Origin of the sequence: Candidatus Sulfotelmatobacter sp. (assembly GCA_036500765.1) — a bacterium.
Classification (GTDB): Bacteria; Acidobacteriota; Terriglobia; order Terriglobales; family Acidobacteriaceae; genus Sulfotelmatobacter.
Window position 1 is genome coordinate 227,292 of the sequence record DASYBM010000001.1, and the last position, 24,004, is coordinate 251,295.

The window sequence follows — 24,004 nt, forward strand, 5'->3', positions numbered from 1 at the left end:
AAGCGACCGGACTTTGGCCCCAATTCAGCGTCTGCCCGCGAGCGCCTTCGCGATCGCCTTCTCCGCCAGCGGCGCCATGATCTTGTACCCCGCGTCATTGGGATGCAGCCCGTCATCGGCCAACTCGTGCTTGAGCATTCCCTTACTATCCACCAACGCGGAGAAATAGTCGAGGTGCACCAGATCATTTCTGGCGCAGTAATTTTTGAGCCACGCGTTCAGCGCCAAAATTCTTTCGCGCGGACGCAGCGCAAACGATTCCTTTGCGTCCGCTGTGTAGTTGTGTACCGGGAGCACGGACGCGAACACCATCCGAATGCCGTGCGCCTGCGCCAACTCAGCCATTGACGCATAGTTAGCCTCGATGTCCTCGTTGCGCGCGGGCCCGGTGACTCCCGCGAGGTCATTGGTCCCAGCCAGCACGACCAACACTTTAGGATGCAGATCGATCACATCCTGGCGGAAGCGCACCAGCATCTCGGGCGTAGTCTGCCCGTCGATCCCTCGGTTGATGTACGGTTTGCCCGGAAAATATTCCGCCAGCTTCCAGTAATCGGTGATGGAGTCGCCAATAAAGATGACCCGATTCTCGCCATGCACAGGCGGCGCCAGCTTAGCGTTGTCTTCGCGATAGCGCCCCAGTTGCCCGAAGTCGTCGGTATAGATAGCAATGCGGGACGCTCGGTACTCATCCAGTCCAGGGTACCCGGTTGAGGGAATCGAGGGAGCAGGCTGCTGCGCGAATGCGGACACAGTAAACAACAAGATTGCTGTGAATTGCGAGACTGCGCAGGACTCCTTCGAGCGCACTTTGGCCCCCCCCAGAAAAACTTGCGCTTCAAATAATATCAGCGAGGTGAGCTTCGACACGACCCCGATCTGTCTCACAGGCGTTCGAAACTCAAGCCGAACTCTACAAGATATGCTCAATTTCCACGCCGCCCCACTTGTCCTTCAGATACTCGGCGACTAGCCTGCGATGGCAGTGCTCCGGCGTGGGTTCGCTGCACAGCAGGCAGCCTCCGTCGATCAACTCGCGCGCTACATTCTCTTCCACTTTGCGCTCGGCCATCAATGCCAGAAAATCTCGCTCATACTCCCGCCAATCGCCGCGCTTCTTCTTATACGCGTCCAGCATTTCGTGAGTCGGCGCGAGTTCCGGCAAATGCAAATATCGGATGGAGAGGATCGACTCGCAAAAAAATTTCAGATCCTCGCGCTTGGAAAACCCGGCCAGCTGCGAAACGTTGTTCAACCGCACGTCGATCAGCCGCACCAGTCCCGGACGCCGCATTTTGCCGAAGAACTCCCGCGCCGGCTTCTTGGTAAATCCAATCGTAAAAAGCTTCACAGACGCAGCCTCCGCCTAAGCCACGGGATGATGCGCTGGACAATTCTGCGGTGATTCGCTCCCGCAATGATATCCTCATCCGGAGAGGTCGTATGAGTACCGCCAAACAAGATGTCGAACTGCTCCTGAACAAACTTCCGGACAACAGCTCCATCGAGGATATTCAATACCACCTCTACGTCCTCGACAAAGTGCGCCGCGGCCTTGAAGACACAAAAGTCAATGGCACACTTTCTCAGGAAGAAGTCGAGCTTCGCCTCAGCAAATGGCTCACCGAGTAGATTGGTCTCGGCGCGCTCTTCAAGATATCGAAGCAATCGCCGAATACATAGGCGCTGATTCTCCCACCTACGCTGGCATCGTCGTCAAGAAAATCGTGAGTGCGACCAGAACGTTAAAACAGTTTCCACGTGCGGGACACAAGGTCCCGGAATTCGACGACGAGAGCATCCGTGAGCTAGTCGTGTACAGCTACCGCGTCATCTACCGACTGCAAGACAAGGAAGTCGTGATTGCCGCGGTGATCCACGGGAAGCGCATCGTGCAGCTGTAAAAAACGAGATTTTTGCGGCGAATGACCGACTATTTAGATGTATCCGCACAAATCGTGACCAAGCTCTCGCCTTCACATGCCGTCGTAATTCGGGCCGCCGCCGCCTTCCGGAGGAACCCAGGTGATGATCTGGTACGGGTCGGCAATGTCGCAGGTTTTGCAGTGGACGCAGTTTGACGGGTTCAGGCTGATGCGCTTACCGTTGGGCTGGCTCGCGTCTTCCACCATCTCGTAGACATTCGCGGGACAAAAATTCTGGCACGGGCTGCCAAATTCTTTCACGCAGCGCGTATTGCAGATATTCGTGTCGTCGATCACCAGGTGCGATGGTTGATCCTCTTCATGTTTCGTGCCTGAGTGGTAAAGGTCCGTCAGCTTGTTGAATGTGAGTTTGCCATCGCCCTTGGCTGGGCCGAGCAGGTGCGCTTCCGCTCCGCCGTCGGCAGGCAAGTCGGCCAGCTTGCGCATGTGCTCGTACCCGGCCTTCGCAGGATACCGGTTGCGCAAGCCGCGTCCGCCGGTAATCATCTGCAAGCCAGTATGGAAGAAACCAGCGACCATGCCGCGCTCGAATCCCTGATGCAGGTTGCGTACCTTCCAGAGTTCTTCTTTGATCCAGCTGGATTCGACTTTTTTCTGGAACCCACTCAGCGTCGCGGCCGACGAATCATCTTTGACCAGCGCATCAAACGCAGTCTCGGCCCCCAGCATCCCGCTCTTGATCGCGAGATGAATTCCCTTCAGCCGCGCCGAATTCAAAAAGCCCGCAGAATCCCCGAGAATCATCCAGCCATCGCCCGCCACCGGCGGAATCGCCCACCAGCCGCCGTACGGCATCGACTTCGCTCCGTAGCGAATCATCTTGCCGCCCTCGAGAAGCTTAGCCACGAACGGATGCTTCTTGAACTCCTGCAGGACGCGCTGCGGATCAAGCCGCGGATCGGCATAGTCGAGCCCGGTGACAAATCCGAGCGACACGACGTTGTCGTTCGATCCGGTGCCCGGCGAGCCGTAAATCCACGCCCCGCCGTATTCTTTCGTGGTAAGCGGCCAACCCATCGTGTAAATCACTTCGCCCGCCGCAATGCGTCCTGCCGGAACTTCCCAAAGTTCTTTCACTCCCACGCCGTAAGTTTGCGGGTTGGCGTTCTTCGCGAGATCGAATTTGTTGATGAGCTGTTTCGTTAAAGACCCGCGCGGCCCCTCCGCCAGAATCACAACCTTCGCCTGCAAATCGTATCCCGGCTCAAAGTTCGATTTCTGATGACCTTCTTTGTCGACGCCCTTGTCGTCCGTGCGTACGCCGGTGACGCGTTCGCCATCAAAAAGCAGTTCAGACCCGGCAAAGCCGGTGAAGACCGTGATCCCGGCCGCTTCCACCTTGCTGCCCAACCACTTCACAAACTTGTTGAGCGAGATCACATAGTTCCCGTGATCGCGCAGAAACGGCGGCGTGATGGGAAACCTAAACTTACCCTTCTCGGTGAAAAAGTAGACCGCCTCTTTCGTGACCTTGGCGTCGAGCGGAGCTTCGTTCGCAAAATCGGGCAGCAACTCAAGCATCGACCGCGGATCAAGCAGCGCCCCGGAGAGGCAGTGCTGTCCAACCTCCCGCGCTTTCTCGAGAACGTAAATATTTTCTTTACTGAACTGCGAATCCGGATGCTCCGCATTGTGCGCGTCAATCATCTGCGCCAACCGCAGCGCGCAAGCCATCCCAGCCGGTCCGCCGCCGACGATGACTACATCAGCCGGCATCTGCGGCCGTTCAACGCCTTCGAGAGGTTTGCGGAACACTAGCATTTAGCACCAAGTGTAACTGGCTATGATAACGGAGCGGGCGGATTCAGCGAAGGGGATCGGGCACACCAAGTTGTTTGCAAATTCGAATCGCTGTGGGATTCTTGACTTCTCGATGCCGCGGAACGGTACTGGTGCGTTGGCCGGCAGGATTGAAGTAGACACTATGATTCGCTCCCTCGCGGACAAGAACGCAGCCATTTGAAGCAAGGTGACGAATTAAGTCCACGCGCTTCATCTGAGCTTGTGGGTAGCCCCGTTTGCAGCGTTTAAGATTAAGAAGGATCAGAGGGCTACGTCACGCGACAGACACGATGATCTTCTCTGTAGTGATTTTCTTACCCGGATTTCGCTTTCCAGTAATTTCGCGGTTGGCTTCTACGAGCAGGCTGATCGCGTCTCTCAGGTTCTCGCGTGCCTCTTCCAGCGTATCTCCCTCGGAAATTGCACCCGGTAGCTCCTCCGCGTAGGCAAGGTAACCGCCGCCCTCAGACGCAGGCACTTCCTCGAATACGGCAGTGAGCATCAAGTCCATAGCAATATTATAAAGCGTCTGTCCAGTCCAGGATACGTTGGAAGAAGCTACCCTCCTGCCTTCGCCTTCTTCACTTCTTCAATCAGCGGCGGGACGATGTCGAACAAGTTACCCACGATCGCATAATCGGCTATCTCGAAGATCGGCGCTTCCGAATCTTTATTCACCGCAATAATCGTGCGCGCGCCCTTCATGCCGACGATGTGCTGAATCGCCCCGCTGATGCCGAGCGCCAGATACAGCTTGGGCGCGACGGTTTGCCCCGACGATCCGATCTGGCGGTCCATGGGCAGCCAGCCGGAATCACAGATGGGGCGCGACGCAGCCAGGTCTCCGCCGAGCGCGTCCGCCAACTGCTTGGCGATTTCGATGTTCTTCTGCTCTTTGATGCCCCGGCCCACGGCTACAATGATTTCCGCCTGCGTCAGGTCGACCGCCTGCTTGGCTTCCTTGAAAACTTCCTGCGGCTTGCTGCGGATGACGCCGTCGGCGATCTCGACGCTAACGGTTTCGACGGGGGCGGCGTTGGCTCCGGCCTCGGCCTTGTCACCGCGAAACGCGCCGTTCTGAAACGTAGCGAACCATGGAGCGTCGCTCGTGAAGCTCACGTCGGCGGCCAGCTTGCCCTGAAACATCTGCCGCGTAAAAACCAGCTTGCCGTTTTCGTGCTTGAATCCAATGCAATCACTGATCACGGTGCGGCCCATCGCCGTGGCCAGTTTGGGCACAAAGTCGCGGACCTGGTAGGTGTGCGGCATCAGCACCAGCTTGGGCTGCTTCGCTGCCAGGAATTGCTTCAGCCCCGCAGCGAATGCATCGGGCGTGTAGGGCTCGAGTTTCGGCGACTCGACGGCATAGACTTTCGCGATCTTCTTCGCCGCAACTTCGGCGGCAAGTGCCGCGGCGCTGCCGCCCACAACGGCCGCCTCCAAAGTCCAACCCGTAGCCGCGGCAATCGCCTGGCCCGCGGTGATAGTCTCCCAGGAGACGCGATTCAGTTTTCCTTCGCGCTGTTCGACGACGACTATGATGCTGTCAGCCATAAAATCCTTTTGTCATTCCGAACCGGCGTTCTTCGCCGGTGAGGAATCTGCTTTTCCGCCTACACCATCGCAGCAGCCGAGCTTCGCTCGGCGGGCGGACGAGGCGTCCGCCCCTCCCTAAGCCACTACAAAACCCGCAATTCGTTTCGCAGTTTATCTACCAGCTTCTTCGCAATCTCTCCCGCTCCGCCTTCGATATGCTCCGTCTTTTTCGTCTTCTGCGGAACGTACAGGCGCTCGATCTTCTGGAGATTCTCGCCGATCGCCGACTGCACTTCCGCCAGCGCCACTTTCCGCAGCGGCTTGTTCTTCGCCTGCTTGATGCCGATCAGCGTGGCGTAGCGCAGCTTGTTGATGCCCGACTGAATGGTCAGCACCGCCGGCGTAGGCATGTCGACAAACTGAAAGTACCCTGCTTCCAGTTCACGCTTCACCCGAATTCCGCCGTCGGTCTTCTCGATCTGCATAATGATGGTCGCATGCGGCAGCCCCAGCAACTCGGCCAGAATTACGCCGGTCTGCGCATAACCGTAATCGTCGGATTGCAATCCGGTGAAGATGAGATCGAATTGCTCGTCTTTGATCGCCGCCGCGAAGGCCTTCGCTGTGTTGAACGCATCGAGCCCAACGAACTTGTCGTCTTCCAGATGAATAGCGCGGTCCGCGCCCTTGGCCAGCGCCTCGCGTAAAACTTGCTGCGCGCGCGCCGGGCCGCTGGTAATCACGACCACTTCGCCCTTGTGTTTCTCGCGCTGGCGCAGTGCCTCTTCCAAAGCGTAAGCGTCGGGCTCGTTGACTTCATAGGACACATCTTCGCGGATCCACGCGCCGCTTTCGTTCAGCTTGAGCGGGGCATCTTTCTGCGGCACCTGCTTCATGCACACCAGGATTTTCAAGCGAATAGCTCCTTACTCATGGCTCAGCCAGCCACAGCAAAACCTGTCAGTATAAATGAGTGGGGAGCGAAGAAGGAAACTTGGCCGGATTGAGCGGTCATCCTTAGCGGAGCTGTTTTTCAGGCGAAGCGAAGGATCTCCCGCGCCACTTAAACGACGACGTCGGTTTGCTGGAGAGAATCCATATCGGTCAAAAGTCGATCCGCTACTCCGTGAACACGACCGACTGCACGCCCGAAATCTCAAAGCGCTTGCGGCAGCGCATGTTCTTGCAGGCCATCAGGTCGTCCTTGCGCAGCATGTAGGATCGCGCCTTGGCAAAGCGCGCGCGGTCGCGCTCGTCGGCCCGCCCGGAAAGCTGGCGCTTCTTGGTGCGGACCACCCACGTGACTTCGTACTCCGCCGCCTGGTGGCAGTGAGGACAATTCAGCGAAGCCATCTTCTTTTCCTGCTTCTCGTCGAAAAAATCGCGCTCTTCCATAATGTGGCTGGGTTCGTTTTCGATACCCGCCTAGGAGAATTATTGCATATTTACCGGGTCGCACGATTCGTAAACTGCGCCGATACCGCGCTCAGGTTACACTCGTGAAAGAAGTCCTGGAGCCTAGCGAACCATCATGGCGAGAAAAAAGAAAGCCAAACGCTTTCGAGCGGTCACCGCGGTCAAGGAATTAGCCCGCGACCGCGTCGGCGCGCCTCCCGCCGGACAGATCGTCATCGAGAAAAAAAAGAAGCCGGAAAAACACAAGCCTACGCTAGGCAAACTGCTGGAGCCGGAATGATCGGAGACCCTTTACTGGAAGGTCGCCGTAACTGTCGTACTCGCGGACAGCACCACGTCGCACGTCGTCGAAGTTGACCCTGCACATGGCGCTCCCCAGGATACAAAATTCGCAGCCGGCGAGGCGGTCAGGCTCACGACTGAACCGGTCGGAAACGGCGCTCCGCAAGTCGTAGCCGGGCAGTTGATACCGGCTGGAGAACTGGTTATCGAATCGCCCGTGGCGGTGTTGGGCTGAATCACCACCGCCAGAATCGGCGACGTCGTCCCGCCCGGACAGTAGGAGATCAGCGGGTTATTCACCGTCACCGTCGCCGTGCCGCTCACCAGATTGCCGCTCGGCCCAGTTCCTTTGTCGTAGCTGGCAGAAATATTGGCCACGCCACAGCCTAGGCCCGTTGGAGACACCGCGCCTCCATTCAGAGTAATCAGTTGCGGAATGTCGTTCCCCCAGGTGACGATGGAGGTGATGTCTTTGTTTTCCGCCGGATGAATGTAAGTGCCGACGGCGGAGAAACCGGCCTGTAGCGTCGGATCGGGAGTCAGAAACGTAAACGTCGAGGGTGAAACCGTAATGCCCACCAATTGCTGATTCCGCGCACAACTATTCAGGCTGAGCAGCCACGTGCTCACGCCCATCAGGCCAATAACACCGATCCACTTGCCAAGCCACTTCCGGTTCATACCAGCTCCTGAGCGGGCGATCGAAGCAATACGCGCGCAGCGGGGGATGGGCCAATTTAGTCAAAGGCCAGGCAAAAAGCAATAGCTCAAACGGCCCTCGCGTCAGCCCTTGACCGCCTCCGCCACCACCTTCGCGAACTCCTGCACATCTTCTTCCGTCGTGTCGAACGAGCACATCCAGCGCACGATATTCTCCTCTTCAATCCACGGATAAAAGAAGTAGCGCTCCTTAATCTTGGCGATGGCGTGCCCGGGAACCTGCGCGAACACTCCGTTGGCTTCCACTTTCCACACGACGCGAACCTGCGGAATTTTCGCGATCTCGGCTTCGAGCACGCGCGCCATGCGGTTGGCATGTTCCGCGCTGCGCCGCCACAAATCGTTCGTCAGCAGAGCCTCGAATTGCGCCGCGATGAAGCGCATCTTCGACGCCAGTTGCATCCCTTGCTTGCGCAGATAGAGAAAATCTGCGCTCAGCTTGTGCGCGGGCTCGCGATTGAAAAACACAACCGCCTCCCCGCCCATGATCCCATTCTTGGTGCCCCCGAACGACAGCACGTCCACGCCCAGGTCGCGCGTCGCCTGCCGCAAGGTCTGCCCGAGACTGGCAGCGGCGTTGGCAATGCGCGCGCCATCCACGTGCAAAAACATTTCGTGCTCATGCGCGAACTGAGCCAGCGCCTGAATCTCTTCCGGCTGGTAAACCGTCCCCATCTCAGTAGATTGCGTGATCGAGATAACCCGCGCCTGCACATGGTGCTGGTCGCCGATGCCGTGATAGGCGTGGCGCACAGCGTCGAGCGTGATCTTGCCATCCTGATGCGGCAACGGGATCAGCTTGCATCCCGTATGTTTTTCCGGCGCGCCGCATTCGTCCGTATAAATGTGCGCGTACTCGCTGCACAGCACCGCATGATACGGCCGGGTGAGCGACTCTAGCGACAGCACATTCGCCCCGGTTCCGTTGAAGGTGAAAAAGACGTCGATCCCGACGCCAAAGTGTTCCTCAAATTTCGCCAGCGCCGAGCGCGTGTAGTCGTCGTCACCGTAAGCGACGACGTGACCTTGATTGGCCCGCGTGATCGCCTCCAGCACCTCAGGATGCACTCCGGCATTGTTATCGCTGGCAAAATTGCGAGTCGGCGTTTTTGGCGCTAGCGGCATAGCAAGACAATGTAGCAGAACTGCTCCATGTCATCCTGAACCCAGGCGAAGCCGGGGTGAAGGGCCCTACGTTCGCCCGAAGCCACGATGCAGTTGACAGGAATGCCCACGTTTCTTACAGACCGTACCGCTCCCATCCACTGCAATGCCTGTTGCGTCGTATCGTAAGGTCCTTCGCTCGGTTTCACCGAGCTCAGGATGACATCACGATGGTTCGCTGCCGCAGCCGCGCCATTACCGGATTTTGTCAGCGACACAATCGCGGCCACCGAATTACAATTCCCTTCCTGATTTCCGGAGGCCAGTTCGTGACCCTGAAGTCCTGCGTGATCGTCCTTTTCCTCTCTGCCCTCGCCGCGGCCCAAACCGCCGAGCAGAAAACCGCGCGCTATCTCGACTCCATCCGCCATCAGCCTTCCCTGCTTCTCGCCTTCCTGCACGACGTGCCCAAGGGCGGAGACCTGCACAACCACCTCGACGGCGCCATCTACGCCGAAGATATGCTCGACTGGGCCGCCTCCGATAATTTCTGCGTCGACCGCACCACTTCGCGGCTGCTGGGAGCGCCCTGCGATTCCTGCGAGCACTACACGCCGAAGCCCGCAATTAGCTGTGCCTATGACGACCACATTCTTTACGGCCAGATCGTCGACGCCTGGTCGATGCGCAACTGGCGTCCCGGCGACGAATCCGGCCACGACCACTTCTTCGCCGCCTTCGACAAGTTCGGACTCGCCTCGCACGGCCACGTCGCCGAAGCCGTCGCCACGGTCATCAATCGCGCTGCCCGCGAACACGTCCAATACATCGAATTCATGCACACCGCCGACGGCCGCGCCTCGGCCAATCTCGGCACGAAGTTAGGGTATGACCCCGACTATGCCAAGATGCGCGACAATCTGCTCGCCAATGGCCTGAAAGAAATCGTTGCCGCGACCAGCAAGACCCTCGCTGACGATGACGCCCGCGCCCGCGCCGAACTGAAATGCGGCACGCCCGACGCCGAACCCGGATGCACCGTCACGGTTCGGTACCTTTATCAAGTGTTGCGCGGCCTGCCGCACGAATGCGTATTCGCGGAGATGGTGCTGGGCTTCGAACTCGCCTCCTCTGATCCGCGCTTCGTCGGCCTCAACCTGGTCATGCCTGAAGACTGGTACGTGCCCATTCACGATTTCAACGAGCACATGGCGATGCTCGATTACCTGCACGGCGTTTATTCCCCCGGGGTTCATCCTAAAGTTCACATCAGCCTGCACGCCGGAGAAATTGCCGCCGGCCTCGTGAAGCCCGAGGATCTCTCCTTCCATATTCGCGCCTCGGTCGAGCGCGGACACGCCGAGCGCATCGGCCACGGCGTCAGCGTGATGCTCGAAAAAGATCCCATCGCCCTGCTGAAAGAAATGGCGGCGAAGAACGTGCTGGTCGAAATCAACCTCACCTCCAACGACCAGATTCTGGGCGTCAGCGGCGACGACCATCCCCTGCCGATCTATATGAAGTACGGCGTCCCGGTAGCGATCTCGTCAGACGACGAAGGCGTAGCCAGATCTGACATGACCCACGAATACCTGCGCGCCGTACAAGATTTTCACCTTCCCTACACAGAACTAAAACGCATGACGCGCCAAAGTGTAGAGCATAGCTTCCTGCCGGGAGAGAGCCTGTGGGCGTCGACAAAAGACGCGTTCCGTTCGGTAGCAGCCTGCGCAGGAGATTCCGCCGCCACTGCAAAGCCCTCCGCAGCCTGCGCAAAGTTTCTGGAAGTTAACGAACGCGCCCGCGAACAATGGAAGCTGGAAGCTGCCTTCGCCGAGTTTGAAAAGAGGTTTTGAGCGGGAAATATTTCTTAGAGAATCACCCCGACATCTCGCGGATTGAGGGCCTAAGTCCGCTACCGCACGATTACGCTCTGCGATAAGCTGCTCTCATGCCTCGCAAACGCACCCTAGTCTCGTCGCCTCTCGCCTGGAGCAGCACTTGGATCAAGACCGTGCCAGTTCCCCCTCCACCGCTGCCCGTCCTCGCTGAGCGCGGAGGCACGCAGTTGCGCACGCCCTTGCCCGTGGCCATCGTCGACACTCGCGAGCAGAACCCGCTCTCCTTCCGCCGCTTCAAAGGATGGTTCACCCGCATCGAGCACCGCGCCCTGCGCCTCGGCGACTATTCAGTCGAGGGTATGGAGGACAGCTGCATCGTCGAGCGCAAAGACCTGGCCGATCTGATCTGTTCTTTCACCACAAATCGCTCCGTGTTTATCAAACGTCTGCGCCACATGGCTGACGCGCCGCACAGCCTGCTCGTCGTGACCGCGTCGCTGACGGAAGTAAAATCCGAATATCCCTACCGCGCCGCCAATCCCAACCGCATCACGCAATCGCTCATCGCCACGCTCGCCGGCCTCCGCCTGCCGTTCATCTGCACCGACTCGCACGAACTCGGAGAAGAAGTCGTCGCCTCCTACCTCTACCAAACATTTCTGTATGATTGGCTGGACCGCAACGGCCACGGCCGCCAGTTAGCCGACGGAGATCTGTAAGATCGCGTGGCTAGGATCGCGTGGCCCCGGACGCATTCGTCCGGGGCCCGCGCCAAGCGCGCGATGGTTTGCATTGAAAGCGCGCGGCTTCAGGCCGCGCTCGTGCCCAAAAAAATAATTCCGGCTTTAGCCGCTGAGATATTTCTCCAAGCGCGCCCACGAACACGAAGGCACGACATAATCATGTCACAGCAATTCACCCAAGCCGACACCGCCGCGCAACTCATCCTCACCCGCACCCCTCTGCGCCCGCAGATCGCCCTAGTCCTCGGCTCCGGCCTCGGCAGCTTCGCCGATTCCCTCACCAACTCGACCCGCGTCCCCTACGCCGACATCCCCTCATTCCCGCGCTCCACCGCCATCGGCCACGCCGGACAAATGGTGATCGGCCACGCCGGTACCGTCCCAGTCGCCGCCATGCAGGGCCGCGTGCATCTCTACGAAGGATATTCCCCGCAGGAAGTAACCTTCCCCATCCGCGTCTTCGGACGAATGGGCATTCGCGCCGTCATCCTCACCAACGCCGCCGGAGGCATCAACCTCAGCTACTCGCAAGGGGCGCTGGTCGTGCTGCGCGACCACATCAACCTGCAAGGATCGAACCCGCTGGTCGGCGCGAACGACGACCGCTTCGGTCTGCGATTCCCCGACATGACGCATGCCTACGCCCCCGAATATCGTCAGATCGCGCGCGAAGAAGCCGCAAAACTCGGCATCCCGCAAAATGAAGGCGTGTATGCCGCGCTGCTCGGGCCCAGCTATGAGACTCCGGCGGAAATAGAATATCTGCGCCGCATCGGCGCTGACCTGGTGGGCATGTCGACGGTCGCCGAAGTTATTGCCGCCCGTCACATGGGAATGAAAGTCCTCGCAATTTCCTGCGTAACAAATATGGCTGCAGGAATTTTAGACCAGCCGCTATCCCATGCCGAAGTCATGGAAACCGGAGAGCGCGTAAAAACCACATTCGAGTCCCTACTGCACGCCGTCCTCCCCCGCATAGCGCAAGACATAGGAGAGTAAATCGGCCCCACGTGGCGACGGACGCATTCGTCCGTCCCGCGATAGCTTGCCCTGAGCGAAGTCGAAGGGGCGAAGCCGAGTGAAGTCCGCAAGACGGCCGCCGGAGGAAAATCACCGTCCCATCCTCCGAATCAACCAGCCGCCGGCGGCTTCACCCACGAACCGCGACGAAATTATTCTGACTCACCGCAAACCCAAGTGCCCTCGCGAATCACCGCCGCGCGAACCATGCCCGCGTTCTATAATGCTGCTGCAATCCATTTCACGGAGGCACTCATGCCGCAAGCCATCCCCGAAAAGTACAAAGATCTTTTTCAGAAGCGGGCGTTCGCCAGCCTGGGGACTTTAATGCCCGACGGCAGTCCGCAAGTTACGCCGGTCTGGTGCGACTTCGACGGCGAGCACGTCATCTTCAACTCCGCCCGCGGACGTCAAAAAGATAAGAACGTCCGCCGCGATCCCCGCGTATCGCTCGCAATTATCGATCCCGAAAATCCCTACCGCTATCTCGAAATTCGCGGCCGCGTCGTCGAAATCACCGAAGAAGGCGCCGACGAAAGCATCAACAAGCTGGCCAAAAAATATCTCGGCGTCGACAAGTATCCCTACGCCCAGCCCAGCGAAGTCCGCGTCATCTACAAGATCAAGCCCGAACACACCACGGTGATGGGATAGGCGTTTTCGTAGCGCCGGCGTCCCGCCGGCCGTCGCGGGGCGTCACGCCCCCCACCCCTGGAAAGCAGCACTTCGGCTAGACGCACCGTGGAAGAGCGGCGCTTCAGCGCCGCGTCCAGCGCGAGAAAAAAGAATCGGGCTTTAGCCCCCGAACGAGGATCGCCATCCGTACTTACAACCTGTGCTTCCTCGGCTTCGGCAACGTCAACCGGACGCTGGTCCGCCTCCTCGAAGACCGCGCCCAGGAACTTCGCGACCGCCACGGCATTGCGTACAGCATCACCGGAATCGCCTCCCGCCGCCTGGGCTGGATCGCTGACGCAGACGGCCTGGACGCTTCCGTCGCTCTCAATCCGAAGAACGAACGGGAAGGGCGCGACTTCAGTCGTGCCGATAACGCCCCGGCAAAAAGCGGGCTTCAGCCCCTGAGGGCCGCAACCGCCTACGATCAAACGAAAGCCTGGCTCGCCGCCGCCCGCGCCGACGTCCTCTTCGAAGCCACATCTCTCAACGTCGAAACCGGCCAGCCCGCCATCGAGCACATCCGCGCGGCGCTCGAACACGGAGCCCACGCTATCACCGCCAACAAAGGCCCCATCGTCCACGCCTACCGCGAACTCCGCGACCTGGCCCTGGCGCGCGAAAAGAAATTCCTCTTCGAATCCACGGTCATGGACGGCGTGCCGATTTTTTCTCTCTTCGATCAGATGCCCACGATTCACCTGAAAGGCTTCCACGGAATTCTCAATTCGACGACCAACGTAATCCTCAGCGAAATGGAAAATGGCCTCGCCTTCGACGACGCCGTGAAAAAAGCGCAAGCCCTCGGCATCGCCGAAACCGACGCCACTCACGACATCGACGGCTGGGACGCCGCCGTAAAAACCGCCGCGCTCGTGAACGTATTGATGTGTTCGAACGAAAATGACACGCCGATTCGCCTCGACGAAATCGCCCGCGAAGGCATCCGCGACATCACCATGCAAGCCGCCCGCAACGCCCGCCGCGACGGCTGGCCCTTCAAACTAGTCTGCCGCGCCAAGCGGGAAGGCGACAAAGTAGTAGCGAGCGTCGCCCTCAAAAAAATGCTGGTTAGCACGCCAATGGGAGGAATCTCTGGAACCTCCTCATACATTTGTTTCAATACAGACGTTTTCCCCGTGCTCTCGATTACCGAGCAAGACCCTGGCCTGCATGCGACCGCGTACGGCATGCTCGCGGATTTTGTGCGTGCGGTGGAGTAATGTATGTTTGCTGTTAGGTTTGTGGAAGGGCACGGCTTCAGCCGTGCCGTTAAGCGCCACGAATCACGCGGGCTTTAGCCCCTGCGCGGCGCCGGCCACTGCCGCTCTGGCCGCGACGATCCTTCACAAGCAATGGCCAATGCTTTGGATAGACACGTCGCTCAAAGTATCGTAGGGCGATGGATCGACCTGACGGTTCGTGTGATTGAATCGAAACTCGACGTACACAGACCAGCGATCGCAAGCCAAGCCATCTCCGGGATACTCGTCGATCTTAACCCGCGGATTCCACATCTGATCAGAGTAAGGCGTTCCCCGAGTGCCCAGATACTTTCCCACCTCGGCTCGTCGGCTCCCACGCGGCAGGTCGCGCTGAAACTCCGCGAGCTTGGCCTGATACCGAGCGTCCCGTTCAGCCTCAATTCGCGCCGCCGCCGCACGCCGTGCTTCATACCGCAAAACAAGAATTCTCCCCGAAACCAGAGCCAATAAAACGACAACGAAGATCACTACCAGAGGTTTTTTCATTGAGCGGCCCGAGCAGCAACATGATGCCACGCATTAGCTGGCTCGACAACGACGTCCGCAATCATGATAAAAATAAACCGACGATTATGCCCACCACCGAACACGTCATCTCCCGCACCCTCGACCTCGCCTACATCCGCGCGCAATTCCCCGCGCTCGCCCAGGCCGTCAACGGACACCCCGCCGTCTTCCTAGACGGCCCCGGCGGGACGCAGGTTCCGCAGCGCGTGATCGACGCCATCTCGAATTACCTGCGCCGCGACAACGCCAACACCGGAGGAGCCTACGCCACCAGCCGCCGCACCGACGCCATGATCGCCGAAGCCCGCTCCGCCATGGCCGACTTCCTCCACTGCGCCGCCGACGAAGTCGTCTTCGGCCCCAACATGACCACGCTCACCTACGTCATCTCTCGCGCAATCGCCCGCGAACTCAAACCCGGCGACGAGATCGTCATCACCCGCCTCGACCACGACGCCAACGCTTCCCCGTGGCTGCAAATGGCCGAGGATCTTCAAAATGAAGGTCGGGGCGTCATCGTCCGCTGGGCCGAGATCAACGACGCCGACTGCACGCTGAACATGTCCGACCTGGCGTCGAAAATAAACAAGAACACGAAGCTGGTCGCAGCCGGCTACGCCTCTAACGCCGTCGGCACCATCAATCCAGTGAAGGAGATCGTTCGCCTCGCGCACGCCGCCGGAGCGCTCGCCTATATCGACGCCGTCCACTACGGCCCGCACGGACTCATCGATGTGGCCGCGCTCGATTGCGATTTTCTGGCGTGTTCGACCTACAAATTCTTCGGCCCGCATATGGCCGTGCTCTACGGCAAGCGCGAACACCTCAAGCGCCTGCGCCCTTACAAACTGCGTCCCAACACGAACGCCATTCCAAACTGCTGGGAGTGGGGCACGCTCAATCATGAATGCATCGCCGGCATCGCCGCCTGCGTGGAATATCTGGCCGATCTCGGCCGATCTTCTGAACAGAGGGTGCCCCACCCTTCGCGCCTTTCGAAGGGTGGGAATTCCGACTCTCGACCTGAGACGACGCCCCGCCGCGCCGCCATCGAAGCCGCCTACGCCGCCATTCACGAGCACGAGCGTGCTCTAACGGAACAGATGATGGCCGGCCTCAAGAAAATTCCTAGCGTAAAGATCTACGGTATCACCGACCCCGCCCGCTTCCACGAGCGCTGCGCCACATTCGCGATAAGAATTGAAGACCACACGCCGCTCGAACTCGCCACCAAACTCGGCGACCGCGGCATCTTTACCTGGGACGGCAATTACTACGCCCTGAACCTGACCGAGCACCTCGACGTAGAAAAATCCGGTGGCTTCCTGCGCATCGGCTTAGTCCACTACAACACAGCCGACGAGATCGATCGCCTCCTCGCCGCGCTGCACGAGATTGTCGGCGCGTAAGAAGATTTAATCTAATATCCGACACGCAGATCAGCCCGGGACGCGAATCCCGGGCTGTTGTTTTGCAACCGACGCGAAATGTCACTGGGTGCCCCATTTCTCGCGTTCTTGGCGAGAAAGCTTGCCCTGAGCCTGTCGAAGGGTGGGGACTTCAAAGACCCGCGGTTACGGCCAGCGCTTGGCGGTGTCTTCCCAACCCGCAGCCCGCACAGGCTGCGGCGGAGGAATCGACGGCGACGACGGGATCGTTAGCCGCGCCGTGGGCTGTGGTCCATTGACCGCGGTCGCCAAGGCCGGCTTTCCCATTTCGGACGCCATCTCTTTTTCCTCGGAAAGCAGGGGCGCCACCAACCGCAGGGCCTCCACTTCCTTCTCCAGGCGAGTCAACTCCATCTCCTTTTGCCGCAAGACTTCATAAACGTTTTTCATCGCCATAGCACCTGCCCGTGTTGGTCAGAATTTTGTTGGTCGAAATTTGGATTGGGTTGCAAACCCGTTCTCCGCACTCTAGCAGAGTTGCCTGTGTTGTCAAGGATTTCAGTGCGCTGCGACCCTAATGAAGGCGCCAATCGGGGCCGCGAAAGATGGTCGCGCTTCCGCAGCACGGGATAACCCGCTATCCGTATAACCCGTTAAGTGTAAAGAATTGGGTCTAACGCGATCTAACCTACTAACGATCTAACGTACTAAGATCTAACGTACTAAGAAGATCGCGGCGACAACCGCGCCCACCACCAGCAGAACGCCCACTATGTACTTGTGTGTCGCGAACCACGACTGCGCGGGCTCCAGTCCCGCGCTCAATACGAACTCCGGCGAGCCTTTCGCCGCGGCCGGTTCCATCCCGTCAAACGCCGCGCTCGAAATCCCCGTCGGCGCTTCTGTCGCTTTGAATTCCCTTACCGTCGTCGCCGGAACCGAACCGCCCGAAACCCTAATCATCGAGGACGCCCGCTCAATCGATGGCATGGATACGCCACTTCCCGCCGATTGAGCTGCCGCGAATGCCCGCATCTCCGCTTTCGGCGCCATCGTAGCCGGAACCACGGAGCTCGCCGCAGCCGTCACCCCTCCCGCGCCCGCCTTGGGCACGCCCAGCTGGCCCCGCCACTTTTTCTCTTCGCACTCCACACAAAGCGTCCGCCCCGCCGATACTGGAAATCCACACGCCTCACACTTGCGCAGACTCATCAACCCCGGTGGAACGTGGCTCTGATCCACATCTTCCGCCGTTTCCACCTCGCTCGCCGGATGCAATGCCGCCGACCAGAATAACTTCTTCTTCGCCTCGTTCTTCCGAGACGCAGGCGCCTCCTCGACAACGGCTGCCCCATCCCTTCGCGCACTTTGCGAAGGAGCCTCCGCTGGGCTTGTCGAAGGGCTGGGAACCAGTGTGATTGATGGCTCTTCTACGTCGAGTAAAACCTCGCCTGTTTCCAATTCCTGCGCCGAAATCTCATCCTTCTTCAGCATCTCCGGTAGCGTCCGCGCAGCCTGCGCCAGTCGCACCGCGGTTTCCACCATCTCGCTCAGCCGCTGCACCGCCGACACGTCGCGCGCGCCAAAGGCATTCGCCTTCCCCGAAAAAAGTTCGAAGATCCCCAACACCCCATCGTCGTTGACCACAGGCATTACCACTACGGAGGCGATCCCCATCTGGCGGCACACTTCGCGGTTCACTCGCGCGTCGCGCTCGGCATCGTCACAGCGCAATGCCTGGCGCGTACGCACGCTCTCCCCCGACAACCCGAACTCAGTGGAGAACAGCGCGCCCAACTCCGGCGCGTTCGATCCTGTGGTGGCGCGGCACAGCATTTCGTCCTTGCCCTCGCGCCGCAGGGCAATCGCAACTCCGCTCGCTCCGGTAATGTACTGCGCTCGGTTCGCCAGCAACTGCAACGCAGCATCCAGGTCGCGCTGTGCCATTTCAGCCAGCGACCCGGTAATCTCGCCGGCAAAACTGGTCGCAGCGGGATGTAAGCCCGGTCCCATGAGAGGATGCGCGCCCTGCGCGAGCGAAGAGCCATTTTGAGAGGAGTTGGCGTGCGGTTCCATAGCGACTGTCGCCGTCCTTAAGCCGGGCAATCCCGGACCGAAGCCCTCAGCGATTCACCTAAGTCGTTAAGGACGCGGATGATTGAAGTCTCGCTCGCAACAGGAAAGGTGTCAAGAATTTCGCTACGCGAAAGGATTAGCCCAAAAGTTTCAGGAATCGCGCTTTGCCCGCCACCGCTCACGTAGCGGCGGACGCATTCGTCCGCGCACGCTAAGGGGCCGAAGTGCTCGGCTCGGACGAATGCGTCCGGGCCTACGTGACAATGCTGAGTGCCGCCTGCTGCCTCATCCGCCGCAGCGCCGCCTGCGCCAGCCCGTTCGCCTCGGCATTACTCTCCCGTGGAACATGCGAAATGGAAAACGCCAGCGAGCGCGCCAGCTTCCGGCAGGTCCAATGCAAAGAGTAAAGTCGCGGACTGCGGCAGATATACTCCCCCGTCATCTGCCTCACCACGACTTCCGAGTCGGAATATACATGCAGCTTTTGCGCCTTGCGCGAGATCGCGTATTGCAGCGCTTCCATAAGCGCCGCATACTCGGCAACATTGTTATCTTGATGGCCAATCCACTTGGCGATGCGTACCGGGCCGCTGGCGCAGCCCTGAATCACCACTCCAATGCCCGATGGCCCCGGATTTCCCAGGCACCCGCCGTCCACGTAAGCCACCAGTTCTGACATCACGATGCGCGACTTCGATTTTTGCGACTTCCGATTTGGCGCCGATCGTCTGACGACCGCTCTCTGCAATACTCAAGATTGAAGATGCGCTCATCCCGCCATACCGTCAAGACGATTTTTTGATTCTCTTTCATCGTTTTGCCCTGTGCCCCAGCAGTGTGCAAGTTTATGTGCAAAAACCGGACCAATTTACTCGGTCTGTGGATAAGCTCCCAATCTGCAATCATTTGCATTTCTGGTTATGCACAGCTTTGCTTGGAGCTATTGCACCAATAGTTTGCGTTGACGTTTTTTAATTCTCTGTTAATGTTGCTTGCGTCGACGGTCGAAAGGGTTGGCGCCGTAACAAGCGACAGTCCAAAGTAGACTGAGTGATCGGCCCGGCGGGGCGACCTGCAAGGGCGACCAGACCTGAAAAAACCGACTGCTCTGCGAGGGTCAGTTGGGGTTTGGGACTGCGAAAGCAGTGATCGCATCAAGGGGTCGTGACGGTACATGCTTCCACGCTGTTGGCTCCCTCGCAGGAGCAAGCAGCTAGAGCATAACCAATGTCACGGCCCTTTCAATTTTTCCCTGGCTGTTCTCCACAATCGGCATCTTCCGATCAATGGCGCTTTCAGCGTGTTGTTATCCGCATCTGCAACGTTGCGGCGGCACCCTTCCGTCGTGAGCGCTGCTCACCTTCCCGTCACCGCAGCCTTTCCCACTTCGATAAGACCTGGGCGTGCAACCAACGCAAAAAAGAAAGTCGCTCCTTTGCCGACTTCACTTTTCGCCCAGACCTCTCCTCCATGCTTTCTGACGATGCGGCGAACCGTCGATAGTCCAACGCCCGTCCCCTCGAAGTCCTCAGCCTTGTGTAGCCGCTGGAAGACGCCGAACAATTTGTTAGCATACCGTTCGTCGAAGCCCGCGCCATTATCCCGCACAAAGATCACAGATACGCCCTTCTCCTGGATCTGCCCAACCTCGATCACCGCAATCTCGCGCCGCCGGCTATATTTGACGGCGTTCGAAAGCAGGTTGGTGAAGACCTGTTTCATCAAGCCGGGGTCGCACTCCACCGGGGATAGATCTCCAATCTGCCAATCGATCTGACGGCTTCCACACTCGGACTGGAGATCCGAAAGGACGTCTCTCAGCAGTGAGTTCAGATCGGTATTCACTCGTACCAGATGCTCGCGCCCGATCTGGGCCATTTTCAGCAAGTCTTCGATGAGCCGGCCCATACTCTTTACCCCGCTCTGGATTCGATTCAAATACTGTTGCGCCTCAGGCTCCATCTTCGAACCATATTCTTCGCTCAGGATCTGGGAAAAACCGCTGATGTGACGCAAAGGAGCTCGCAAATCGTGTGAAACGGAATAAGAAAAGGCCTCAAGATCGCCGTTCGCCGCATGAAGCTGCGCCGTGCGTTCTTGCACCTGTTGCTCCAAACGATCATGGGCTTCTCCTATCGCTGCATCCCGCTCTTGAATCTGCGCCAGCATTTCATTGAACGTAGAGATCAGAACCCCAATCTCGTTGCGCTCGCCATTCGCGGGCGCACGGACCGAATAATTCTTCTCGCTTAGAACAATTTGGGCAGTCTCCGCCAGCCGCACGATAGGATCGGCAATGGACCGCCGTGCCGAAGCTGACATCCACATCGCCGCCAGCAGCGCCATCAGAAACACCGTCGCGACAATCAGCGCGGAGCCCCTCTCGCGGGCGTTGATCGCTTCTAAATCCGATCGCAGGTACACCGTCGCGACCGGCTTTCCGTGAAACATAATCAATCGGACTAACGCGACCTGACCATTCTGGATCCGAGAGGCTTGAGTTTGACCGTTTGGAATTGTGGGCTGAAGCGAAGGCGCCTGCCCGCGATCTCGCCGATAGCCGGCGAATTCGGAGCCGTCCAGCGTATAGATTTCGGCCGACATCACATGAGGCGCGGCTCGCAAGGCGGACAATGTTGTCTCGGCGGAGTGGGGATCGTCGAACATGACAGCCGAGATCGAGTTCGACCCGATGATCTGCGCCTGAATCCCGAGGTCGCGCACCGTCCCCGCCCGAAAGCTGTAAAGGTCGTAGGCGAACAGCCCGGCCCCCGCCAACAGCAATGCGGTGCCGCTGACCACCATGTTGATCCAGGTCAGCTTCTTAGGGATCGAGCAGTCTCGAAGGCTGAGCATTGTCTTTCTAGTCTCCGAGTTGAACGCTGGTTCTTACGTTGACCGCGACTTTTAATAGTTCGGAACTTAGAGTAAGTCCAGCCCGCTCCGCGCTGGCGGAGTTCACTTCGAACCGTACCCGGTTGCCGTCCACAACGAACTGCACCATGCCCCCGCGTTCTGTAAACTTGGGTAGATCGCTGACCGTCAAAACGCTTGCCGTTCCAAGGCTCATGAGAATTTGCTTCAATCGTTTGTCTTCCGACGTGCTAATGAACAGGACGCGGCAATCGGCCGCGTCTTGCATTGTGTGAATTTGTTTCGCCACTGCGTTCTTGCCGCCTATTGTTTCCTGTGCCACCGTAGCCTCGAGCGCCGGACCGAAGGGATTGTCCCCCAGCACACAAATAGCGAAGGAATCGCCCTCGCCTTGCGCGCCCTGAACCGGCCACTCCACGAATCTCGTAAAGTTATAGAGATAAGTAGCCTTCACCTCATATTCGGTGGGCTTCCCATGTTGTCCGAGCAGTGGCTGAGGAGCGATGAGTATCCATGCCATCGCCAAGATTCCGCATCGAGCTAAAAAGCTGTGGCGCAGTGAGTTCGGGATGCGGATCGAAGTGGATTGTGGTCGCCGCATGGATTTCAATCTGCGCCTCTCCAGGTTACCTGTCCATAAACGCTCCTTTTCACGCCGACCAACCCCGTGGGGTCGCCACCGAACTCGGCATGATGTGGCTGCAACAGATTTTGACCGGTGACCGATAGCTCCAAACGCGAGGCGAGGTTCCACCCCAGCCAGGCGTCCGCCGTGCTGTAGCTCTTGACCCCTTGCGCCGGCAAGGCCGCCACGTAACGGTATGCCGGGTCAAATTCGAATCGTTTAGGCAAGGTTAAAATTGCCTGGGCAGTTGCTTCATGGTGCGGGCTCGACCCCTCGTAGGTCGAAACATAACTGGTTTTCGTGTGGGTTGGCTTATCCAGCAGATCCATGCTCAAGTAGGAATAAGACGCCTTCAATTCCATCCACCGGGCCGCCTTCCAATCCGGCGCTATTTCTCCTCCATTCGTAGAGCCCATGATGCCGTTGGCGAATGGAAGCGAGAGCAGAGTGTAGCCGGGTGGAGGCGAACTCACGATCGAAACCGTGGCGTTTCCATAACTTTCGAGGTCGTTATACTTGTTGTGGAAGGCGGCCACAACCAGGTAAAGCCGCGAATTCACCAGCTTCCGATACCCCGCTTCATAGCTCAACAGCGTTTCCGAAACAAACTTCCCGTTGTCGCAGACGCAGACGTAAAGCGGAGCAGGCGGGGCATTGCTGACAAACCCCGTCAGTTGCAGATCCTCGTCAACGCGGGAAGGCGTGCGCACCGCGCGCGATACGGCTCCCCAGAATGTCTGATGAGGAGTAGGCGTCCACAAAACGCGCCCGCTCGGTTGGTTTTCCCAACCGGTGAAAATGTTGTGTTCGAACTTCGACCCAACCGTTAACCAGAGTTTGTTCTGAACGATTGCGATCTGGTCCTGTGCAAACAGACTATAGAGATTGTCGGCCTCGTGATGGGGCAGGAAATTAACGGTCGCGACCGTTTGGATCAGGTCGCTGGGACTCCAGCGCGCTCCCAGTCCCCAGACAATCTCATTTCGCTGGAGGACGAAATGGTGAATTGCATCAAAGTCAAAGGTATTTCGAGTCTCCCCCAGTTGCGGCCCCAGCCTGTAGGTCCGGTCATAATAGGCTTGAACCTGAAAATCGGAGCCGCCGCTTAGTTCGCGACGCCAGCGCGCGAGGAGGTTTCCCCCCGACACATATTGCGTTCCATCGACGTTCAGCTGGGCCGGCGGCGAAAGATAAGCGATGCCGATCTGCTGTCCGATATGGCCTTTGTAAAGGTCACCCTGAACGGTGAGCCTGTCACGAGCGGTTGGACTCGAGTCCGCCCGAAAACCGGCTTGCCCTAACTGCCAATCATCATAGTTGTCGCCGTTCACGTGGTAGCCAGGTGAGCGCCCGAATCCTATGGCATAGGCGCGGTAGTCGAACCCATCACCATGGCCGCCGCCATACCGGATTGCTCCTGCACCTCGATCGGAATTTCCCGCGCCCGCGGTGGCGAGCTCTCCATGAGTTTCCTTGGCACTCTTCGTAATAATATTGATCACGCCGTTGACCGCATTCGATCCCCAGATCGTCCCTCCGGGCCCGCGAATCACCTCGATGCGGTCGACGTCGGCAAGGAGCAGGTTTTGAAGATTCCACTCGACCCCGGCGAACAGGGGAGTGTAGACGCTGCGGCCATCGATCAATACCAATACCGATTTCGAGAAGCCGCTGCCGAATCCGCGTATGCCTACGGCCCACACGCTCGAATTGACTCTGGCAACTTCAACGCCAGGCACGAGTCGAAGAACCTCCGGAATGCTTGTGGCCCCAGACCTTCGAATGTCCTCCTGGGTAAGAACGTAGACCGCAGCCGGAGTTCGCCAAACCTGCTCGGGCTCCTTGGAAGCGGTCGTCACCTCCACATCGCCGAGCTGCTCCAGGCTCAGATGTTTAAGGGTCACGCTGCTGTTTTGATCGCTTTCAGGGCCATCGGCCCAGCTCGTGCCGGCCAAGCCTGCGCCCAATAATAGGCATGACAAAATATCCAGGAAGAGTCTGATTGCGGTCCAGTAGCGTGCGTCGTTCATGAGCCGGGTCTAATTACTGAGGTCTTAGTGTTCTTGTGTCATCGGCCGGGAAGCATAATGACTTCAATCGGGTCTTGGCTGCCCATTCTCAACGACTGAAGCGCCAGGACTGCCGCTCTGCTTATGGGTACGCCCGTGCAATTAATGCCTAGAAAATCGTTTTCCTAACTCCAC

26 protein-coding genes and 1 pseudogene are annotated in these 24,004 nt (G+C 58.6%); 10 read left to right on the top strand and 17 right to left on the bottom strand.

All coding sequences use genetic code 11. The features are described from left to right. Nucleotides 1-24: 24 nt before the first annotated feature. Nucleotides 25-888, bottom strand: a complete 864-nt coding sequence (locus VGM18_00985) for an SGNH/GDSL hydrolase family protein (protein HEY3971544.1) — start codon at nucleotides 886-888, stop codon at nucleotides 25-27. A 25-nt stretch (nucleotides 889-913) separates the two neighbouring features. Further along, nucleotides 914-1,351: a DUF488 domain-containing protein gene (locus VGM18_00990; protein HEY3971545.1), complete on the bottom strand. Its 438-nt coding sequence runs from the start codon at nucleotides 1,349-1,351 to the stop codon at nucleotides 914-916. A 92-nt stretch (nucleotides 1,352-1,443) separates the two neighbouring features. Between VGM18_00990 and VGM18_00995 the strand changes: the two genes are divergently transcribed. Together VGM18_00995 and VGM18_01000 are read left to right on the top strand one after the other, a co-directional pair. After that, nucleotides 1,444-1,632, top strand: a complete 189-nt coding sequence (locus tag VGM18_00995) for a hypothetical protein (GenBank protein ID HEY3971546.1) — start codon at nucleotides 1,444-1,446, stop codon at nucleotides 1,630-1,632. Beyond that, nucleotides 1,617-1,904 carry a type II toxin-antitoxin system RelE/ParE family toxin gene (locus tag VGM18_01000; protein HEY3971547.1) on the top strand — a complete coding sequence of 96 codons (288 nt, stop codon included), beginning with the start codon at nucleotides 1,617-1,619 and terminating at the stop codon, nucleotides 1,902-1,904. The genes VGM18_00995 and VGM18_01000 overlap by 16 nt, the downstream gene beginning before the upstream one ends. Before the next feature lie 72 nt (nucleotides 1,905-1,976). Here the strand turns inward: VGM18_01000 and VGM18_01005 are convergent, their stop codons facing one another. From VGM18_01005 to VGM18_01025, 5 genes are all read right to left on the bottom strand, one after another. Beyond that, nucleotides 1,977-3,707, bottom strand: coding sequence for an electron transfer flavoprotein-ubiquinone oxidoreductase (locus tag VGM18_01005; GenBank protein HEY3971548.1), 1,731 nt, complete (start codon nucleotides 3,705-3,707; stop codon nucleotides 1,977-1,979). 295 nt (nucleotides 3,708-4,002) lie between these two features. Then, the gene (locus VGM18_01010) at nucleotides 4,003-4,239 is read right to left on the bottom strand and encodes a type II toxin-antitoxin system HicB family antitoxin (protein ID HEY3971549.1); all 237 of its coding nucleotides are present in this window, start codon (nucleotides 4,237-4,239) and stop codon (nucleotides 4,003-4,005) included. A 47-nt stretch (nucleotides 4,240-4,286) separates the two neighbouring features. After that, a complete protein-coding gene (locus tag VGM18_01015) occupies nucleotides 4,287-5,282 on the bottom strand; it encodes an electron transfer flavoprotein subunit alpha/FixB family protein (protein HEY3971550.1) in 996 nt (331 codons plus the stop codon). Between the two features lie 125 nt (nucleotides 5,283-5,407). After that, nucleotides 5,408-6,178 carry an electron transfer flavoprotein subunit beta/FixA family protein gene (locus VGM18_01020; protein ID HEY3971551.1) on the bottom strand — a complete coding sequence of 257 codons (771 nt, stop codon included), beginning with the start codon at nucleotides 6,176-6,178 and terminating at the stop codon, nucleotides 5,408-5,410. 205 nt (nucleotides 6,179-6,383) lie between these two features. Further along, nucleotides 6,384-6,659 carry a hypothetical protein gene (locus VGM18_01025; GenBank protein HEY3971552.1) on the bottom strand — a complete coding sequence of 92 codons (276 nt, stop codon included), beginning with the start codon at nucleotides 6,657-6,659 and terminating at the stop codon, nucleotides 6,384-6,386. Between the two features lie 136 nt (nucleotides 6,660-6,795). On the opposite strand from VGM18_01025, the gene VGM18_01030 reads away from it, so the two are divergent. After that, on the top strand, nucleotides 6,796-6,960 hold the full coding sequence (locus tag VGM18_01030) for a hypothetical protein (protein HEY3971553.1): 165 nt from the start codon (nucleotides 6,796-6,798) through the stop codon (nucleotides 6,958-6,960). 11 nt (nucleotides 6,961-6,971) lie between these two features. Here the strand turns inward: VGM18_01030 and VGM18_01035 are convergent, their stop codons facing one another. The 3 genes from VGM18_01035 to VGM18_01045 all read right to left on the bottom strand — a co-directional run bounded on the left by VGM18_01035 (nucleotide 6,972) and on the right by VGM18_01045 (nucleotide 9,076). Further along, entirely contained in the window at nucleotides 6,972-7,643 is a 672-nt protein-coding gene (locus VGM18_01035; GenBank protein ID HEY3971554.1) for a hypothetical protein, read from the bottom strand. A gap of 102 nt (nucleotides 7,644-7,745) precedes the next feature. Continuing rightward, a complete protein-coding gene (locus VGM18_01040) occupies nucleotides 7,746-8,807 on the bottom strand; it encodes a low specificity L-threonine aldolase (GenBank protein ID HEY3971555.1) in 1,062 nt (353 codons plus the stop codon). Continuing rightward, complete coding sequence (locus VGM18_01045; GenBank protein HEY3971556.1) at nucleotides 8,798-9,076, bottom strand: hypothetical protein; 279 nt, start codon at nucleotides 9,074-9,076, stop codon at nucleotides 8,798-8,800. The genes VGM18_01040 and VGM18_01045 overlap by 10 nt, the downstream gene beginning before the upstream one ends. A 39-nt stretch (nucleotides 9,077-9,115) precedes the next feature. Here VGM18_01045 and VGM18_01050 point away from each other — a divergent pair, with 39 nt between their 5' ends. The 6 genes and pseudogenes from VGM18_01050 (at nucleotide 9,116) to VGM18_01075 (ending at nucleotide 14,288) form a co-directional block, all read left to right on the top strand. After that, entirely contained in the window at nucleotides 9,116-10,642 is a 1,527-nt protein-coding gene (locus VGM18_01050) for an adenosine deaminase (GenBank protein HEY3971557.1), read from the top strand. A gap of 95 nt (nucleotides 10,643-10,737) precedes the next feature. After that, the gene (locus VGM18_01055) at nucleotides 10,738-11,346 is read left to right on the top strand and encodes an ERCC4 domain-containing protein (GenBank protein HEY3971558.1); all 609 of its coding nucleotides are present in this window, start codon (nucleotides 10,738-10,740) and stop codon (nucleotides 11,344-11,346) included. A 183-nt stretch (nucleotides 11,347-11,529) separates the two neighbouring features. After that, the gene (locus tag VGM18_01060; GenBank protein ID HEY3971559.1) at nucleotides 11,530-12,369 is read left to right on the top strand and encodes a purine-nucleoside phosphorylase; all 840 of its coding nucleotides are present in this window, start codon (nucleotides 11,530-11,532) and stop codon (nucleotides 12,367-12,369) included. A 276-nt stretch (nucleotides 12,370-12,645) separates the two neighbouring features. After that, a complete protein-coding gene (locus tag VGM18_01065; protein HEY3971560.1) occupies nucleotides 12,646-13,044 on the top strand; it encodes a PPOX class F420-dependent oxidoreductase in 399 nt (132 codons plus the stop codon). Between the two features lie 215 nt (nucleotides 13,045-13,259). Continuing rightward, nucleotides 13,260-13,646, top strand: a pseudogene (locus tag VGM18_01070) (hypothetical protein). A gap of 105 nt (nucleotides 13,647-13,751) precedes the next feature. Then, nucleotides 13,752-14,288 carry a hypothetical protein gene (locus VGM18_01075; protein ID HEY3971561.1) on the top strand — a complete coding sequence of 179 codons (537 nt, stop codon included), beginning with the start codon at nucleotides 13,752-13,754 and terminating at the stop codon, nucleotides 14,286-14,288. 123 nt (nucleotides 14,289-14,411) lie between these two features. On the opposite strand, the gene VGM18_01080 is transcribed toward VGM18_01075, so the two are convergent. Beyond that, nucleotides 14,412-14,816, bottom strand: a complete 405-nt coding sequence (locus tag VGM18_01080) for a hypothetical protein (GenBank protein HEY3971562.1) — start codon at nucleotides 14,814-14,816, stop codon at nucleotides 14,412-14,414. A gap of 20 nt (nucleotides 14,817-14,836) precedes the next feature. On the opposite strand from VGM18_01080, the gene VGM18_01085 reads away from it, so the two are divergent. Then, complete coding sequence (locus VGM18_01085) at nucleotides 14,837-16,246, top strand: cysteine desulfurase-like protein (protein ID HEY3971563.1); 1,410 nt, start codon at nucleotides 14,837-14,839, stop codon at nucleotides 16,244-16,246. A gap of 165 nt (nucleotides 16,247-16,411) precedes the next feature. Here the strand turns inward: VGM18_01085 and VGM18_01090 are convergent, their stop codons facing one another. The 6 genes from VGM18_01090 to VGM18_01115 form a co-directional block, all read right to left on the bottom strand. After that, nucleotides 16,412-16,675, bottom strand: coding sequence for a hypothetical protein (locus tag VGM18_01090; protein ID HEY3971564.1), 264 nt, complete (start codon nucleotides 16,673-16,675; stop codon nucleotides 16,412-16,414). A 264-nt stretch (nucleotides 16,676-16,939) separates the two neighbouring features. Next, nucleotides 16,940-18,301 (bottom strand): GAF domain-containing protein, encoded by a 1,362-nt coding sequence (locus tag VGM18_01095; protein HEY3971565.1) that lies wholly within the window; start codon nucleotides 18,299-18,301, stop codon nucleotides 16,940-16,942. Nucleotides 18,302-18,554: 253 nt separating this feature from the next. Then, a complete protein-coding gene (locus tag VGM18_01100) occupies nucleotides 18,555-18,980 on the bottom strand; it encodes a ribonuclease HI family protein (protein HEY3971566.1) in 426 nt (141 codons plus the stop codon). Between the two features lie 677 nt (nucleotides 18,981-19,657). Further along, nucleotides 19,658-21,157, bottom strand: a complete 1,500-nt coding sequence (locus tag VGM18_01105) for an ATP-binding protein (GenBank protein ID HEY3971567.1) — start codon at nucleotides 21,155-21,157, stop codon at nucleotides 19,658-19,660. 7 nt (nucleotides 21,158-21,164) lie between these two features. Further along, the gene (locus tag VGM18_01110; protein HEY3971568.1) at nucleotides 21,165-21,695 is read right to left on the bottom strand and encodes a YfiR family protein; all 531 of its coding nucleotides are present in this window, start codon (nucleotides 21,693-21,695) and stop codon (nucleotides 21,165-21,167) included. Nucleotides 21,696-21,781: 86 nt separating this feature from the next. Beyond that, complete coding sequence (locus tag VGM18_01115; protein ID HEY3971569.1) at nucleotides 21,782-23,830, bottom strand: TonB-dependent receptor; 2,049 nt, start codon at nucleotides 23,828-23,830, stop codon at nucleotides 21,782-21,784. Nucleotides 23,831-24,004 lie beyond the last annotated feature (174 nt).